This window comes from Streptomyces sioyaensis (assembly GCF_004122735.1).
Taxonomy (GTDB): Bacteria; Actinomycetota; Actinomycetes; order Streptomycetales; family Streptomycetaceae; genus Streptomyces; species Streptomyces sioyaensis.
On record NZ_SDIF01000001.1, the window covers coordinates 105432 to 119518 of the forward strand.

16 protein-coding genes and 1 pseudogene are annotated in these 14087 nt (G+C 70.6%); 5 read left to right on the top strand and 12 right to left on the bottom strand.

Translation table 11 applies throughout. The annotated features are described in order from the left end of the window. Positions 1-282 precede the first annotated feature (282 nt). The 4 genes from EST54_RS00450 to EST54_RS00465 all read left to right on the top strand — a co-directional run bounded on the left by EST54_RS00450 (position 283) and on the right by EST54_RS00465 (position 2475). Complete coding sequence (locus EST54_RS00450; protein WP_129243514.1) at positions 283-666, top strand: hypothetical protein; 384 nt, start codon at positions 283-285, stop codon at positions 664-666. Between the two features lie 42 nt (positions 667-708). Continuing rightward, positions 709-1560 carry a hypothetical protein gene (locus EST54_RS00455; RefSeq protein ID WP_129243517.1) on the top strand — a complete coding sequence of 284 codons (852 nt, stop codon included), beginning with the start codon at positions 709-711 and terminating at the stop codon, positions 1558-1560. Between the two features lie 70 nt (positions 1561-1630). Further along, the gene (locus EST54_RS00460; protein WP_129243520.1) at positions 1631-2011 is read left to right on the top strand and encodes a roadblock/LC7 domain-containing protein; all 381 of its coding nucleotides are present in this window, start codon (positions 1631-1633) and stop codon (positions 2009-2011) included. An 89-nt stretch (positions 2012-2100) separates the two neighbouring features. After that, complete coding sequence (locus tag EST54_RS00465; RefSeq protein WP_129243523.1) at positions 2101-2475, top strand: roadblock/LC7 domain-containing protein; 375 nt, start codon at positions 2101-2103, stop codon at positions 2473-2475. An 18-nt stretch (positions 2476-2493) separates the two neighbouring features. Here the strand turns inward: EST54_RS00465 and EST54_RS00470 are convergent, their stop codons facing one another. From EST54_RS00470 to EST54_RS00495, 6 genes are read right to left on the bottom strand one after another with little or no spacing between them, the layout of a single operon-like run. After that, a complete protein-coding gene (locus tag EST54_RS00470; protein WP_129243526.1) occupies positions 2494-3336 on the bottom strand; it encodes an urease accessory protein UreD in 843 nt (280 codons plus the stop codon). Further along, a complete protein-coding gene (ureG, locus tag EST54_RS00475) occupies positions 3333-4028 on the bottom strand; it encodes an urease accessory protein UreG (RefSeq protein ID WP_129243714.1) in 696 nt (231 codons plus the stop codon). The genes EST54_RS00470 and ureG overlap by 4 nt, the downstream gene beginning before the upstream one ends. Positions 4029-4085: 57 nt before the next feature. After that, a complete protein-coding gene (locus EST54_RS00480) occupies positions 4086-4760 on the bottom strand; it encodes an urease accessory protein UreF (protein ID WP_129243716.1) in 675 nt (224 codons plus the stop codon). Positions 4761-4803: 43 nt separating this feature from the next. After that, the gene (locus tag EST54_RS00485) at positions 4804-6525 is read right to left on the bottom strand and encodes an urease subunit alpha (RefSeq protein WP_129243529.1); all 1722 of its coding nucleotides are present in this window, start codon (positions 6523-6525) and stop codon (positions 4804-4806) included. Further along, entirely contained in the window at positions 6518-6829 is a 312-nt protein-coding gene (locus tag EST54_RS00490; protein WP_129243532.1) for an urease subunit beta, read from the bottom strand. The genes EST54_RS00485 and EST54_RS00490 overlap by 8 nt, the downstream gene beginning before the upstream one ends. A gap of 17 nt (positions 6830-6846) precedes the next feature. Continuing rightward, on the bottom strand, positions 6847-7149 hold the full coding sequence (locus EST54_RS00495; RefSeq protein WP_006608038.1) for an urease subunit gamma: 303 nt from the start codon (positions 7147-7149) through the stop codon (positions 6847-6849). A gap of 534 nt (positions 7150-7683) precedes the next feature. On the opposite strand from EST54_RS00495, the gene EST54_RS00500 reads away from it, so the two are divergent. After that, on the top strand, positions 7684-8628 hold the full coding sequence (locus tag EST54_RS00500; RefSeq protein WP_129243535.1) for a M28 family metallopeptidase: 945 nt from the start codon (positions 7684-7686) through the stop codon (positions 8626-8628). A 39-nt stretch (positions 8629-8667) separates the two neighbouring features. Here the strand turns inward: EST54_RS00500 and EST54_RS00505 are convergent, their stop codons facing one another. The 6 genes and pseudogenes from EST54_RS00505 to EST54_RS00530 form a co-directional block, all read right to left on the bottom strand. Then, the gene (locus tag EST54_RS00505) at positions 8668-8982 is read right to left on the bottom strand and encodes a type II toxin-antitoxin system Phd/YefM family antitoxin (RefSeq protein WP_129243538.1); all 315 of its coding nucleotides are present in this window, start codon (positions 8980-8982) and stop codon (positions 8668-8670) included. A gap of 681 nt (positions 8983-9663) precedes the next feature. After that, a pseudogene (locus tag EST54_RS00510) lies at positions 9664-10031 on the bottom strand (transposase); the annotation flags it as partial. Between the two features lie 77 nt (positions 10032-10108). Next, positions 10109-10855 carry a SpoIIAA family protein gene (locus EST54_RS00515; RefSeq protein ID WP_129243541.1) on the bottom strand — a complete coding sequence of 249 codons (747 nt, stop codon included), beginning with the start codon at positions 10853-10855 and terminating at the stop codon, positions 10109-10111. A gap of 581 nt (positions 10856-11436) precedes the next feature. Then, positions 11437-11691 (bottom strand): acyl carrier protein, encoded by a 255-nt coding sequence (locus EST54_RS00520; RefSeq protein WP_167511454.1) that lies wholly within the window; start codon positions 11689-11691, stop codon positions 11437-11439. Then, on the bottom strand, positions 11688-13088 hold the full coding sequence (locus EST54_RS00525) for a 2-oxo acid dehydrogenase subunit E2 (protein ID WP_129243544.1): 1401 nt from the start codon (positions 13086-13088) through the stop codon (positions 11688-11690). The genes EST54_RS00520 and EST54_RS00525 overlap by 4 nt, the downstream gene beginning before the upstream one ends. A 2-nt stretch (positions 13089-13090) precedes the next feature. After that, positions 13091-14086, bottom strand: coding sequence for an alpha-ketoacid dehydrogenase subunit beta (locus tag EST54_RS00530; RefSeq protein ID WP_129243547.1), 996 nt, complete (start codon positions 14084-14086; stop codon positions 13091-13093). Between the last annotated feature and the right edge of the window lies 1 nt (position 14087).

Sequence of the window (14087 nt, forward strand, 5' to 3'; positions counted from 1 at the left end):
TACCGCTCAATTGGCCGAGCGAGAGCAAGGCAAGGACCAGTGTCGGTACTCGCGGCGGGGTCTCAACACCCCTTCCTGCCTGGCTGGTTGATGGCCGGCGCGTTGGCCGTCGGAGGGGGCGCGCAGGGGCGAGAATACGTCAATTGCCGTAGACCTGCCCGTGAGGCATGTGCCAGACGCACCCCTTCAGTAACCTTCCGTGAAGGCTCTCCCACTCACCGCCACGGGAGGGCTTCGGCGTTTTCGCGCCATATGACCGAATCGTCCCGAAGGAGATCCGAAGTGCCGGGTATCGATCAGGTGTTGTTCCGAGCCATGGGGATCCCGGGCGTGCTCGGCGCCGGACTGATCGACTGGACCAGCGGTCTGACACTGGGCACGGCGGGGCAGGCGCCGCACGGCGACCACGACGCGGCCGCCGCCGACACCGCCGATGTGGTGCAGGCCGTCACGCGCAACGCCACCTTCGACACCGAGGGCACCGGCGGTCCGGCTCTGGAGGACCTGATCATCACGGCCGCGGGCAGCTACCACCTCATCCGCTTCGTGCACACGGCCTTCGACAGCCAGACCTACCTCTACCTCTGGCTGGACCGCTCCCAGGCCAATCTCGCCGTCGCCCGGCTCCGGCTGCGCGATCTGGCGGCGGAGCTGGTCGCGTCCTGACGGCGCGCTCCGCCACCTCGTACGAACGGTAAGGGAACCACCATGGGCCTGCCCATATCTCCTCCCCCGGCCGCTCCGGCCGGGCTGCTCGACCGGTTCGCCGCCGAACGCGTCACCGGCGCCCTCTCCGGTCCGCACGGCTGCTTCTACTTCCTCGACGGTGCGGTGTACTGCATAGAGAGCACCGCCGCTCCCGGGCTCGGCAGCCGCCTCACCGCGGCCGGCAAGGTCCCGCCGCAGGGCTGGGAGTACGCAGCCGAAGCGGCCGGGGACCGGCGGACCGGCGGCCGATTCCTGGTCGAAGAGGGCTGGCTGACGCAGGGCGAACTGGAGATCTGCCATCTCGCCGCCCTGCTCGACGCGGCGTTCTTCGCCCTGCCGCTGCTGCCCGGGGCCACCTCCTTCACCCCCGGAACCGCGCACTGGCTGGGCGTCATACGCCCCGTCAGCACCACCGCCCTCCTGCAGGCGACGGCCCGCCGCCGGGCCCTGCTCGACCGGCTCCAGCCCTGGGCAGCGGCCGACACCTCGCCCGTCATCCCCGTCGGCACCCGCATACCGGCCGCCACCACCCGCCGCCAGCGGCGGCTGCTCGACCACGCCGACGGCCGGCACACCCCGTACGAACTGGCCCGTGCGCTGGGCGAGTCGGCGTTCGCGACGCTGCTCGACATCCGCCTGCTCGCCGCGGCCGGCCTGGTCCAGATCCCCCCGCCCCCGACGCCGCTCCCCCGGCGACGCCCGGGCGCCTGCCTGGACGGGGCGCCGGCCCCCGCCGCCGTCGAACACACCGCTCCCGTCCGGCAGTTACCGCTTCCGGACGTCTTCGACACGGCCGACCCGACCATCGCCCTCCTCGTCCGCCTGCGTACGGCGCTGGAGGAAGAACTGTGAGCTCCGCCGCGCGAAGCCGGTGCACCCCATGAGGCGCGTCATCAGAGGGCGCGTCAGGAAAAGGAGACTGATGACGATCGAACCCCGGATACGGGAGGAATTGCATACGTTGCGCGATCAAGTACGTCACTTCCAGGGCGGGATGGTGGCGAGTGTGGACGGCATGGTCATCGCCCATGATCTGCCGGACATCGAACCGGACGGCCTGGCCGCGCTCACCGCCGCGGCGATCGGGGTCGCCCAGCGCCTCACCGAGGCGACCGGACAGGGCGCCTTCGAGGAATCCCTGACCCGGGGCGCCGACGGCTACATCGCGGCCTACTCCGCCGGACGCCGCGCGGTGCTCACGGCCGTGGCGAGCCCGGACACCAACGTGGGGCGGCTCCATCTGCAGGCCAGGAAGGCCGCGGAACGCATCGGCGCCCTCGTGGACACACCGCCCCGCCGATAAGCGCCCCACGCAGCGGCACCCGCGCGGTACGCCCACGTACCCCCCGCATACCCGGCAACACCGTCAAGAAATGAAAGGTCTTACCCCTCATGGCTCAAATGGAATCTGCCCTCTCCGACGCGATGTCGTCCATCGAGGGCGCCGTCGGCGTCGCCCTGGTCGACTACACCAGCGGGATGGCTCTGGCCGCACTGGGCGACAACCAGGCGCTGGATCTCAACGTCGCGGCGGCGGGCAACACCGATGTCGTACGCGCCAAGATGCGCACCATGGAGATGCTGGAACTCACGGGCTCCATCGAGGACATACTCATCACCCTGACCTCGCAGTACCACATCATCCGCCCGGTGACGGGCAAGAGCGGCCAGGGCCTCTTCCTGTACCTGGTGCTGGACCGCAAGCGCGCCAACCTCGCGCTGGCCCGCCACCGCCTCGCCAAGGTCGAGGGCGACCTGGAGGTCTGACGAGGGGCGCCGCCGCCCTCACCCGGCGGCGGCGCTCCGCGCGGCCTCGTCCAGGAGACGGCGCAGCCGCAGCGCGTCCGGGGCGACGGCCGTGGCCAGCACCGCCGGGCCGGCGAGCGGCGCGAGGACCCCCTGGCCCTCGTCCGCCGCGGACCGTTCGCCCGCCGCGGCGCCGAGCAACCGCACGTCCGCCGGCCGGTCGTCGAAGTCCGGTGAGACCACCAGGAATTGGCCGACCGCCCGGTGTCCGCCCAGGACGGCGGAACCGTCCCAGCCGGGGACGCCGGGCCCGTAGGCCGTCTCCTGGTCGAGCAGGGTCCGGCCGGCACGGCGGACGGTGAGCCGGCTGCGCAGTGCACCGGTCTCCTCGCCGCTGCGCCCCAGCACCTGCTCCTCGCGGAGTACCAGACGGGCGGTGGGGGCGAGTTCGACGGTGGTGGTCATCCGCAGATCGCTGCCCGCCGCGGAGATCAGCGGCTCCGGCAGCCAGTCGAGCCGTGCGCCGTCGCCCACCGTCAACCGTACGTCGTAATGGGCGGGTTCCCCGGTACGACCGGGCAGCGCGACGGTCGCGGCGGCGGCCGTGACGCACAGCGCACCGCCCGCCTCGACGGTGGCGTCGAGCCCCAGCCGGTCGCCGCCGAGCGGGGCGCTCATCGCGCCCACCACGCAGACCCGGGCCTGCCGGCCGGGCGCGCCGACGCGGCGCAGCGCGAGCGGGCCGTCGCCGTCGAGGACGGGCAGCCGGGTGAGGCCCACGGAGTCGGGCCGCGCGAGGATGCGGGCGGTGGCACGCAGTCCGGCGGCCGACGGGGCGCGCGTCCCCTCGGGCCGGGCCGGTGTGTCCAGTGCGAGGGTCATGCGCGGCCCGCGGTCCAGTCGGCCAGCCGCCCGCGGACCCAGTCGGAGACCGGCCGCACGCCGTTCTCGGACGTCAGCGCGGTGAAGACGACCGGCAGCTCGCCGCGCTGCGCCTTCGCATCGCGGGCCATGCCCGCCAGATCCACGCCGACGTACGGCGCCAGGTCGGTCTTGTTGATGACGAGCAGATCGGACGTCGTGACGCCGGGGCCGCCCTTGCGGGGGATGTCATCGCCGCCGGCCACGTCGATGACGAAGATCTGGGCATCGACCAGCCCCTTGGAGAAGGTGGCCGTCAGATTGTCCCCGCCGGACTCGACCAGGACCAGGTCGAGGGGGCCGACCGCGTCCTCCAGGTCCTCCACCGCCTCCAGGTTCGCGGAGATGTCGTCGCGGATGGCGGTGTGCGGACAGGCGCCGGTCTCGACGGCGGAGATCCGCTCGGCGGGCAGGACGGCCGCACGGAGCAGGAACTCGGCGTCCTCGCGGGTGTAGATGTCGTTGGTGACCACAGCGAGGGACAGTTCGTCGCGCAGGGCCCGGCAGAGTGCGGCGACGGTGGCGGTCTTGCCGGTGCCGACCGGCCCGCCGAGACCGATGCGCAGCGCGCGCCGGGTGCCGTCGGGGCGCTTCGGCTCGGCGGCACTGTAGGTGTGCCGCTCGGGGAAGGTTTCCTTGTGGTCGAGGTGCATGGTCACTCCGTGGTTCGTACGGCCAGGGGCGCGCGGGTCCGGCAGGGGCCGGCGGGGTCAGGACGCGAAGAGTCGCACCGGCCAGGCCGCGTGCTGCTGGGCGGTGATGTCGAGCAGTGGCGCGGAGGCGGCGGGCAGCGCATCGGTCCCTTCGGCGACGACCCGCTCCGCGGCGTCGGCGCCCTGCTGGGCGACCCGGTCGACGTCGGCGGCGAGGCGGGCGAGCACGGCTGTGGCGTCGAAGGGGTCCAGGCTCAGCAGCCGGACGGCCGCGCCGGCCGGACCGCTGATGCTCTCGTAGGCCGCGGCGTGCGCGGCGTCCAGCGGCGCCAGGCCTGCGGACCGGGCGGCCAGGCCCAGCACGACGGGCTGGTGTGCGCCGCGCGGACGGGCCGCGGCGAGCGCGTCGAGCGCGGCGCTCGGCCAGGTCGCGCGGGCGGCCCGCATCATCTGCCGGCCGAGCCGCCGGGCGACCTGCCGCAGCGCCGGTACGGGCGTCCGGGCGTCGGCGGCGTCATCCAGGAGGAGCGGGTCGTGGCCGGCGGCGGCCGCGGCGGCGAGCCCGGCGGCGACCAGGCCGGCGGTGTGCAGCCGGCCGCGGCAGAAGGTCTCCAGGGTGGCGGCGTCCGTGATGCGTCCCGCGGTGACGGCCGGTTCGGCACCGCCCGAGTGGGCGTGCCCGCCGGCGGGGAACCGGCCGTCGGCGAGGACGAGCAGCGCGGCGCGGCTCATCGGTGGTCCGGGGCGTTCGTCGGGATGTTCCATCGGCGCCACATCAGAAGAGGAAGTACCGCTGGGCCATGGGCAGTTCGGCGGCGGGGGCGGGTTCGACCACCTCGCCGTCGATGGTCACCGTGAAGGTGTCGGGGTCGACCTGGACCCGCGGCAGGGCGTCGTTGTTGCGCATGTCGGCCTTGGTGACGCCGCGGGTGGAGCGGATCGCCTCGTAGCGCTTCGCCAGCGGGAGGCGTTCGGGGAGCGCGTCGTCGAGGGCCTGCGGGGAGACGAAGTTGACCGAGTTGCTGCCGGGCGCCTTGCCGGTGGCACCGAACATCGGGCGGGGCAGCACCGGCTGCGGCGTGGGGATGGACGCATTGGCGTCGCCCATCTGCGCATACGCGATCTGGCCGCCCTTGATGACCAGCTGCGGCTTGACGCCGAAGAACGCCGGGTCCCACAGGACGAGGTCGGCGAGCTTGCCGTCCTCGACGGAGCCGACGACATGGTCGATGCCCTGGGCGAGCGCGGCGTTGATGGTGTACTTCGCGACATAGCGGCGGGCGCGGTGGTTGTCCGCACCCCCGTCGCCGGGCAGGCTGCCCCGGCGCCGCTTCATGACGTGCGCGGTCTGCCAGGTACGCAGCACGACCTCGCCGATCCGGCCCATGGCCTGGGCGTCGGAGGACATGATCGAGATGGCGCCGAGGTCGTGCAGGATGTCCTCGGCGGCGATGGTGGAGGGCCGGATCCGGGATTCCGCGAAGGCCAGGTCCTCGGGGACGGCGGGGTTGAGGTGGTGGCAGACCATCAGCATGTCGAGGTGTTCCTCGACGGTGTTGACGGTGTGCGGCCGGGTGGGGTTGGTGGACGCGGGCAGCACGTTGGGCTCGGAGACCATCGCGATCATGTCGGGGGCGTGTCCGCCGCCGGCACCTTCGACATGGAAGGCGTGGATCGAGCGGCCGGCGATGGCCGCGAGGGTGTCGCCGAGGAAGCCGGCCTCGTTGAGGGTGTCGGTGTGGATCGCGAGCTGGGCGCCGCTCTCCTCACAGACGGTCAGGCAGGCGTCGAGGACGGCCGGGGTCGCGCCCCAGTCCTCGTGGATCTTGAAGCCGAGGATGCCGGCCCGCAGTTGGTCGCGCATCGAGGCGAGGGAGGTGGTGTTGCCCTTGCCGAGCAGTCCGACATTGACCGGCAGGGAGTCCATCGCCTCGAACATCCGGGCCACGTGCCAGGCGCCGGGGGTGATCGTGGTGGCCTTGCTGCCTTCGGCGGGGCCGGTACCGCCGCCGATCATCGTCGTGACGCCGGAGGCGAGGGCCTCGTCCGCCTGCTGGGGGCAGATGAAGTGGACGTGGGTGTCGATGGCGCCGGCCGTCAGGATCTTGCCGTTGCCGGCGATGATCTCGGTCTCGGGTCCGATGACCAGGTCGGGGTGGACGCCGTCCATGGTGTCGGGGTTGCCGGCCTTGCCCAGGGCGGTGATCCGCCCGTCGCGGATGCCGACGTCGGCCTTGACGATGCCCCAGTGGTCCAGCACGACCACGCCGGTGATCACGGTGTCGGGGGTGCCCTCGGCGCGGGTGGCGCGGGACTGCCCCATCGATTCGCGGATCACCTTGCCGCCGCCGAAGACGGCCTCGTCACCGGCCCGGCCGGGCCCGCCCGAGCGGTCCTCGGTGATCTCGATGACCAGGTCGGTGTCGGCGAGCCGGATCCGGTCGCCGGCGGTGGGGCCAAAGAGGTCTGCGTACGCCTGACGGGTCAGCTCAGCCATCGAGAGTGCCTCCGGTCTCCCCGCGCAGTCCTTCGACGATCCGCTTGCCCCCGAGGGGTACGAGTTCGATCTCGGTGGGGATGCCGGGCTCGAAGCGCACGGCGGAGCCGGCCGCGACGTTCAGCCGCTTGCCGTGCGCGGCCGCGCGGTCGAATTCCAGGCCGGGATTGGCCTCGGCGAAGTGGTAGTGGGAGCCGACCTGCACGGGGCGGTCGGCGGCGTTGAGGACGGTCATACGCGTGCGGGGGAGGCCTTCGTTGAGGCGTACCGGCTCGTCGGCGTGGAGAATCTGTCCCGGGATCATCTTCGGTACTCCCGCGGTCAGTTGATGGGTTCGTGAACGGTGACGAGCTTGGTGCCGTCGGGGAAGGTGGCCTCGACCTGTACGTCGTGGATCATCTCCGGGACGCCCTCCATGACCTCGTCGCGGGTGAGCACCTTGCGGCCGGAGGACATGAGCTCGGCGACCGTACGGCCGTCCCGGGCGCCTTCGAGGATGTGCACGGTCAGCAACGCGATCGACTCCGGGTGGTTCAGCTTCACTCCCCGCGAGCGGCGCTTTTCGGCCACGTCGGCCGCCACATGAATCATCAGGCGTTCCTGTTCATGCGGGGTCAGTTGCATACGTTCCACCTCACGGTCTTCCCACCCGGACACATTCACCCAGGTCACAGGCGTGGGCACACCTGTGCCGATAGATGTACCACGCAGTAATTAAAGGAGGAGCAAACCGACTTCCAGCACTTGGCCATCAAGAGCCCCACGTCAGGAGACTAGTTCGGCGGGATTTCGTCGGCGTTACAGCCAGGGACGCGTCGGCGTCCTTTCATACGGCCGACGTAACACCGCGGCAGCACTCCGCAACACGGCGCCACCACCGCCCGCCCGGGGGGCGAGCACACACCCCTCAGCCCCTCCCCCTCGCCCTGCGACACACGGGATCCCGTGGCGAAATCCACCCCTTGCGAACCGCGCGCGACCACAGAACAGATGACACCCACACACCACGAACCACCATCAACCACATCCAACGGGATACACCCCGCTCGGCGAACGCGCCTGTCCGATATGCGCTCTTGACGGTTTGCAAAGTGATCGCAATTCTCATGTGCGCGTCAAAACGCTCCGCACCATCCCCCCACACCTGGAGCTCATACCGTGAAAAATTCGGCACGAATACGCCGGGCCGCGCTCGCCACGGGCGCCGCGACCGCCCTGGCCGCCACCCTCTTCACCGCGGCCGGCGCCCACGCCGACCCCGCACCGGCGGACGCCCCGGACATCGACGTCAAGGCCGTCAAGGCCGACCTGGACCAGCTGCAGTCGATCGCCGACGCCAACGGCGGCAACCGCGCCCACGGCAAGGCCGGCTACAAGGCGTCCATCGACTACGTCAAGGAAAAGCTGGACAAGGCCGGCTTCACCACCAAGGTCGAGGAGTTCGACAACGGCGGCGCCAAGGGCTACAACCTCGTCGCCGACTGGAAGGGTGGCGACGAAAGCAAGACCGTGATGGCCGGTGCCCACCTGGACTCGGTCCCCGCCGGCCCCGGCATCAACGACAACGGCTCCGGCTCGGCGGGCATCCTGGAGGTCGCCCTCGCGGTCGCCAAGTCGAACCTCAAGCCCACCAAGCACCTCCGCTTCGCCTGGTTCGGCGACGAGGAGGACGGCATGGTCGGCTCGAAGGCCTATGTCGACAAGCTCGGCGCCGACAAGTCGAAGATCGACTCGTATCTGAACTTCGACATGATCGGCTCACCCAACCCGGGCTACTTCGTCTACGACGACGACACCCGCCTGGAGAAGGTCTTCAAGGACTGGTTCGCCACCAAGAACATCGCCACCGAGAAGGAGACCGAGGGCGACGGGCGCTCCGACCACGCCTCCTTCAAGGACGCCGGCATCCCGGTCGGCGGCCTGTTCTCCGGCGCCGACTACATCAAGACCGAGAAGCAGGCGAAGGCCTGGGGCGGCACGGCGGGCAAGGCGTTCGACGCCTGCTACCACCAGTCCTGCGACACCTCGAAGAACCTCGACGACAAGGCGCTGGACAACAACACCGACGCCATCGCGCACGCGATCTGGACGCTCAGCTCCTGAGCCGCCCGCACCATCGCGCGGTCAGCTCCGGCTGACCCCTCAGTGCCCGCGACCCGGCCGCCGATCCCCGGCGGCCGGGTCGCGGTGTTCCGCGGCGATCCCGAACCGCCGCCGTTCGCCCGGAGCGGACGGGAGCGGCCGCACGGCCGAGACCGTGCTGATCACCTGCTCCTCTTCCGTGTCCTTCTCGCGCCGCCCCAGCTCTTCGAGAAGCTGCAGGTCAGCGGCGGACACCAGGGCCACCAGCGGCTTGCCGTGGCGGGTGACGACCACCCGCTCGCTGCCGTAGACGACTCGGTTGATCAGATCCGCCAGCTCCGCCCGGGCTTGCGTCACCGGAATTTCGTAGGCCATGCTCCTAGCCTATGTAATGTTCACCTGGTCCACCGTGATCCGTGGCGACAGCGAATGTCCAGGTCAGAGGTCCCCGTGCGCTCCCGCGCGCTCTCGTTTGTGAGAGATGTGTGAGACGAAGATTCTTCTGGTCACACTGACACCCCGGCGGGTCTCCGGTGCGGCGGGACACCCCGCTCCACCGGCCCCGCTCGGAGCTCCGGCCCGGCGGCTGCTTGCCCGTCGACGTACCGGAGGCTGAGCGGATCTCTGCCCAGCTTCCACATCGGCAAGCCGTGGTAAGTACCACGCGCGGCGGCGTGATCCCGGCGGTTGGGCTCGCCCATCGTCTCGGGATCCGCGACGTGCGGACCGTCGGGATCACCCGCACCACCAGCGCCAGTATCGATGCCGAAGCGGCGCGCCCCTCGCCCACACGGCGGACGTGATCCGCGCCCGCGACCCCGCCCGGCCGCTCAAGGCGTCGACGGTCACACCGATCCGCCCTCCGGTTTTCGCATCGCTGCCGCGCCCGGGTCAGACGAGATGGAGGTGGTCAGCGGTTGATGGCTGCGGCGCCCTCTTCCTCGTACGTCTCGGCCGAGGGGACGGGCCTTGGACACCGGCCCGGGTTACGTCATCGGCGTCACGCCGACCTCCTCCCTACGTAACCACTCACAGCGTGCGACCTCGCGTCGCACCCCCAATCTGGCAGTTCTCGGTACGGCCCGCCGTACCGAGAACTGCCGCTGCACACCGGCAGAAGTGACGCCCTTCTTCAGGAAACCGGTGTCATCGACGATCGGAACCCTGTCCGGGGCGCCAAGCCGCTCGGCGACGTACTGCTGCAGATCGTCCCGGACCGCTTCAGCGTCCCAGGAGGCGCCGTTCAACAGCTGCTGGAAGCCGGCCGGCCCGCGGTGACCTGCATACTCGGCCGGCTGCCAGCCATTCTTCCGCTCCACCGGAGCCAGCAGACCGCGCACGTAGTCCCGCATCCGCCACCGCAGAACCACCCGCGAGAACCGGCGCGCCACACGCGCGAAGGCCGACTCCAACTCCCCACGCACAAGTCAGCTTCATCCATCCCCACCATGCTCGGAACAACAAAGCCGACCAGCTCAGGCAACGATTTCTCACTGGAGTACTAACGGACCGGAGGGCTGGCTGCCCATGCGAGGGCGTCATTGAGTTCGTCGTATGCGAACCGCCGCACTTCGGCTCGGACGAAGTGATTCGCAAGCTGGGGTACCAGGGCGGCGACCTTACTGTCAGCCGCCAGTGCGATCTTCCTGACCTTCCGGTGGTGGTCGCGAATGAACCGCACATGACGGATCAAGCCCCCGATATTCTCCCATCCGGGGAACTCACGCGCATGGATCACGACGCCGGCCAATTCGGTGTGCGTCCCGAGCCAGCTGTCCACGGTCAAGGCGACGGCATCGAAATCCTGTGCACGCAGGGGCTGTTCGACCTCGACCACGAGCACGCCGGATTCGGTCAGCCGGTGGGAGATGCCAGGGCCCTCGGGAAGCGACGCCAGCCAGCGCAGGGCCTCGTCACGCTCCTGGCTTCCGAAGACGCGCACAGGACAAGCCATCAGAAAGCTTGCCAACCGGGTCGACTCACGGACCCAGCGCACATCACTGACGACCGCACACCCCTCGAACAGTCTCATGGCACCCATGCCGACCTTGAGGTCCTCCCAGGCGGCTGCGGGGGTGAGGGACGTGAACTCGGGACCGATCTCGCACAGGATCCGAATGCGGCGGCCTTCCCTCCGAGCATCCTCGATGAGTGGCTCGACCACCGTCTGGTAGTCGTTCTTCGACACGGCCCCGATCGCCTTTACCGCGTCGACGCCGGCGGGTGCGTCCGTGGCTCTCTCCAGCATGTCGTTCCCTCTCCGCGCACAGTGCGCCGTGCGGCCCGAGCGGAGGCCAACACAGGGCCCAGCGCGACTCGGGTTCAATTTTTACGTCCGGCCGGAGCCCAGGCTTCGGGCCTGTCCGTCGTACCCGCCCGGGTCCGGGCCGGGGATTCCGTCAACCGTTGCCCGGGCCTCCCGCGTCGGTCGGCGAGGGCCCGGAAGGCATCGGAAGGGTCGGCAAGTCGGACGGGAGCCATGCCCTCATCGTCACGGCGGTCGCTGAAGGGCGCATCCGGGGTCGGTTCCGAGGCGTGGCGACCGGCCTCAGCGCTCACACCCGTTCGGAGTAGGGCACGTCCTCGACCGTCGTGTGCCGGCGCGCCCGCGCTCCCCGTTGCGTCCGAGCCTGTACGGCCACGACCGGAGCGCTCATCAATCCGGAGACGTTCACCGACCCGCACGTCCGCCGATTTCGGCCACGGCGTCCAGCCGATGCCGGGGCAGCCGCGCCCAGGGCGGGATCCGCGCCCAGGACGGAATCCCGCCCCGCTCATGCGAGCCGCGGCAGCGGCCGCCGAGTGTGGTCAAGGCCATGCGCCCTTCCCTCATGACCCGTCAGCCGTGCGAGCGACGAGGAAGTCTGCGCTGTCCGCCAGCGTGGTGAGGTGCGCGGTGTCCTCGTCCTCGATCCGGAATCCGGTGCGTCGGCCGAGGATCTCGATGAAGCTGAGGAAGTCGAGCGAGTCGATTTCGAGAGCCTCCCGGAACTTGTCATCGGGCCCCAGGGCCGTGACGTCGGCGTCCGGGACGACCTCGGCCAGCGATTCCTTCACCATGTCCAGTGCTTCGTCGCGCTTCATATCTCCTCCGGGCTCTGCAAGAAGCGGTCAACCGCAGTGAGATAGCGGGCTCCGACAGCCCCATCAGTGGCCCGGTGATCCGCCGACAGGGTGGCCGTGACCACCGGCCGCACGCCGAGGAGGCCATCGACCGCCCAGGGCCGTTCGACAACCCTTCCGAAGCCCACCAGAGCCACCTGTGGCGGGTAGATCACACCAAGAACGGATTCCACCCCCTGGTCGCCCAGGTTGGTGACCGTGATGGTGGCGTCGGACACCTCGGAGCCCCGCAGTCTGCCCGTACGGGCACGGTGGACCAGGTCCTTCAAGCCGGCCATCAGCTGGGGGAGTTCGAGAGTATCGGCGTCGTGCAGGGCGGGGGCGACGAGTCCACCGCCGCGCAGGGACACGGCCACCCCCAGGTGTACTCCCCGGCCCGCGCTGAATCCGTCATCGGTCCAGAAGCCGTTCAGTGCGGGGACCTCTCGCGCCGCCCGGGCCGCGGCCTTGAGCAACAGGGCCGCGGGAAGCAGCCGTGCACCGGGTGGACAGTGGCGGTTGTACTCGTGCATCCAGTCCATCGCGGCGGTCAGGTCGACGGTCGTGGACAGGTAGTAGTGCGGGATCTCGCGGTTTGCACGAGCCATCAGGCCTGCGATGGCCTCGCGCATCCCTGCCGGCCGGCGCTCCGCAGAGGGACTGGCAGCAGCCGCACCGCTGCTCTCCTGCTCGGCAGGCGCTGTTGGGCCGGGGGCTGCCTGGCGAACGTCCGCCGCGCGAACGGCGCCGTCCCTGCCGGTACCGGTCACTCCGGAGAGGTCGACGCCCAGCTCACCGGCCAGTCGTCGGGCCAGGGGGGTGATGCGGGCGGGCAACCGCCGTGCCGCAGCCGCCCGCTCGACGTCGGCTCGGGTGACACGTTTTCCGGGCCCGGATCCGTGAACGGCGTCCAGGTCGACTCCGGCCTGCTCCGCCAGATGCCGGATCAAGGGGCCCTCGTCGCCGCGGACGCCGTCGTTGACGCCGGCCGGAGCCGGGACCGGCTCCTTCGCGGGGCCCGGCGCCGGCTGGGCGGCCGGTCGCCGCTCCTGGGCCTCCCGTTCCTCCGGTCGCGCCTCGTCACCCCTCCGGCGCTTCTTGGGTTTGTCGGGCTTCTCCCGCTCTTTCGGCGCCCCGGGCTCCCCCGCCGGCTCGATCAGCGCGAGCGCGGCGCCCACCGGGACCGTCGTCCCCGGGTCGACGAGAAGCTTCCCCACCGTGCCCGTCTCAAAGCACTCCACCTCGATCGTGGACTTCGCGGTCTCGACGACCGCGACCGCATCCCCTTTGCGCACCCGGTCGCCGGCGCGCACCAACCACTCCTGCAACGTGCCCTCGTCCATGTCGGCACCCAGCGACGGCATCGTGAACTCGGCCATCGTCAGTCCACCGCCCGGTGCGCAGCTGCGACGATGTCGGCGGTCCGCGGCAGCGCCGCCTGTTCCAGCAGACGCGCGTACGGGATCGGCACTTCCGCGCTGCACACCCGCTCGACCGGCGCGTCCAGCTCATAGAGCGAGCGTTCGGCGATCCGCGCCGATACCTCGGCGGCCAGGCTGCCGGAGCGCCACGCCTCATCGACGATCACTGCGCGGTGTGTCCGCGCCACCGAGGCGTCGATGGTCTCGTCATCGAGTGGCCGCAGCGTACGCAGGTCGACGACCTCGGCACTGATGTCGTCGGCCGCCAGCTCGTCCGCCGCCGCGAGCGCCTTCGGCAGCGAACCGCCGTATGTGATCAGGGAGATGTCGGTGCCGCGCCTGCGGACCGCAGCGCGATCCAGGTCTACCGGGGAGCTGAGCGGGGCCAGTTCACCTGCGGTGTTGTAGAGACTGCCGTGTTCGAAGATCAGCACCGGGTCGGGGTCGGCCAGCGCCGGAGCCAGCATGTGGCGGGCGTCCCCGATGGTCGCCGGAGCGAGCACCCGGATGCCGGGGATGTGTGCGTACCAGCCTTCAAGGCTGTGGGAGTGCTGGGCGGCGAGCTGCCGGCCCGCGCCCGTCGTCATCCGGATCACGAGTGGAACGGGCAGTTGGCCGCCCGACATGTGCAGCAGCGTGGCGGCGTTGTTGAGGATCTGGTCGAGGGCGAGCAGGCTGGAGTTGACGGTCATGATCTCGACGATGGGCCGGAGCCCGGACAGTGCCGCGCCTATGCCCGCGCCCACGAACGCGGACTCCGACAGTGGCGCGTCGCGGATCCGCTCCGGCCCGAACTCCTCCAGCAGGCCGAGGCTCACGCCGAAGCAGCCGCCATACCGGCCCACGTCCTCGCCCATCAGAAAGACCCGGTCGTCGGCGCGAAGCGCCTCGCGCATGGCCTCGCGCATCGCTTCCCGGTATGTCGTCTTCCGCTCGTCCGCCCGGCCGGTGCCCATG

Coding starts and splice junctions, on each gene's coding strand:
- EST54_RS00515 (WP_129243541.1), bottom strand. CDS start 10,855: ATGCTGGAGAGAGCCACGGACGCACCCGCCGGCGTCGACGCGGTAAAG.
- EST54_RS00490 (WP_129243532.1), bottom strand. CDS start 6,829: ATGATCCCGGGACAGATTCTCCACGCCGACGAGCCGGTACGCCTCAAC.
- EST54_RS00495 (WP_006608038.1), bottom strand. CDS start 7,149: ATGCAACTGACCCCGCATGAACAGGAACGCCTGATGATTCATGTGGCG.
- EST54_RS00470 (WP_129243526.1), bottom strand. CDS start 3,336: ATGACCCTCGCACTGGACACACCGGCCCGGCCCGAGGGGACGCGCGCC.
- EST54_RS00480 (WP_129243716.1), bottom strand. CDS start 4,760: ATGAGCCGCGCCGCGCTGCTCGTCCTCGCCGACGGCCGGTTCCCCGCC.
- EST54_RS00485 (WP_129243529.1), bottom strand. CDS start 6,525: ATGGCTGAGCTGACCCGTCAGGCGTACGCAGACCTCTTTGGCCCCACC.
- EST54_RS00460 (WP_129243520.1), top strand. CDS start 1,631: ATGACGATCGAACCCCGGATACGGGAGGAATTGCATACGTTGCGCGAT.
- EST54_RS00505 (WP_129243538.1), bottom strand. CDS start 8,982: ATGGCCTACGAAATTCCGGTGACGCAAGCCCGGGCGGAGCTGGCGGAT.
- EST54_RS00530 (WP_129243547.1), bottom strand. CDS start 14,086: ATGGGCACCGGCCGGGCGGACGAGCGGAAGACGACATACCGGGAAGCG.
- EST54_RS00455 (WP_129243517.1), top strand. CDS start 709: ATGGGCCTGCCCATATCTCCTCCCCCGGCCGCTCCGGCCGGGCTGCTC.
- EST54_RS00525 (WP_129243544.1), bottom strand. CDS start 13,088: ATGGCCGAGTTCACGATGCCGTCGCTGGGTGCCGACATGGACGAGGGC.
- ureG (WP_129243714.1), bottom strand. CDS start 4,028: ATGCACCTCGACCACAAGGAAACCTTCCCCGAGCGGCACACCTACAGT.
- EST54_RS00465 (WP_129243523.1), top strand. CDS start 2,101: ATGGCTCAAATGGAATCTGCCCTCTCCGACGCGATGTCGTCCATCGAG.
- EST54_RS00520 (WP_167511454.1), bottom strand. CDS start 11,691: ATGAAGCGCGACGAAGCACTGGACATGGTGAAGGAATCGCTGGCCGAG.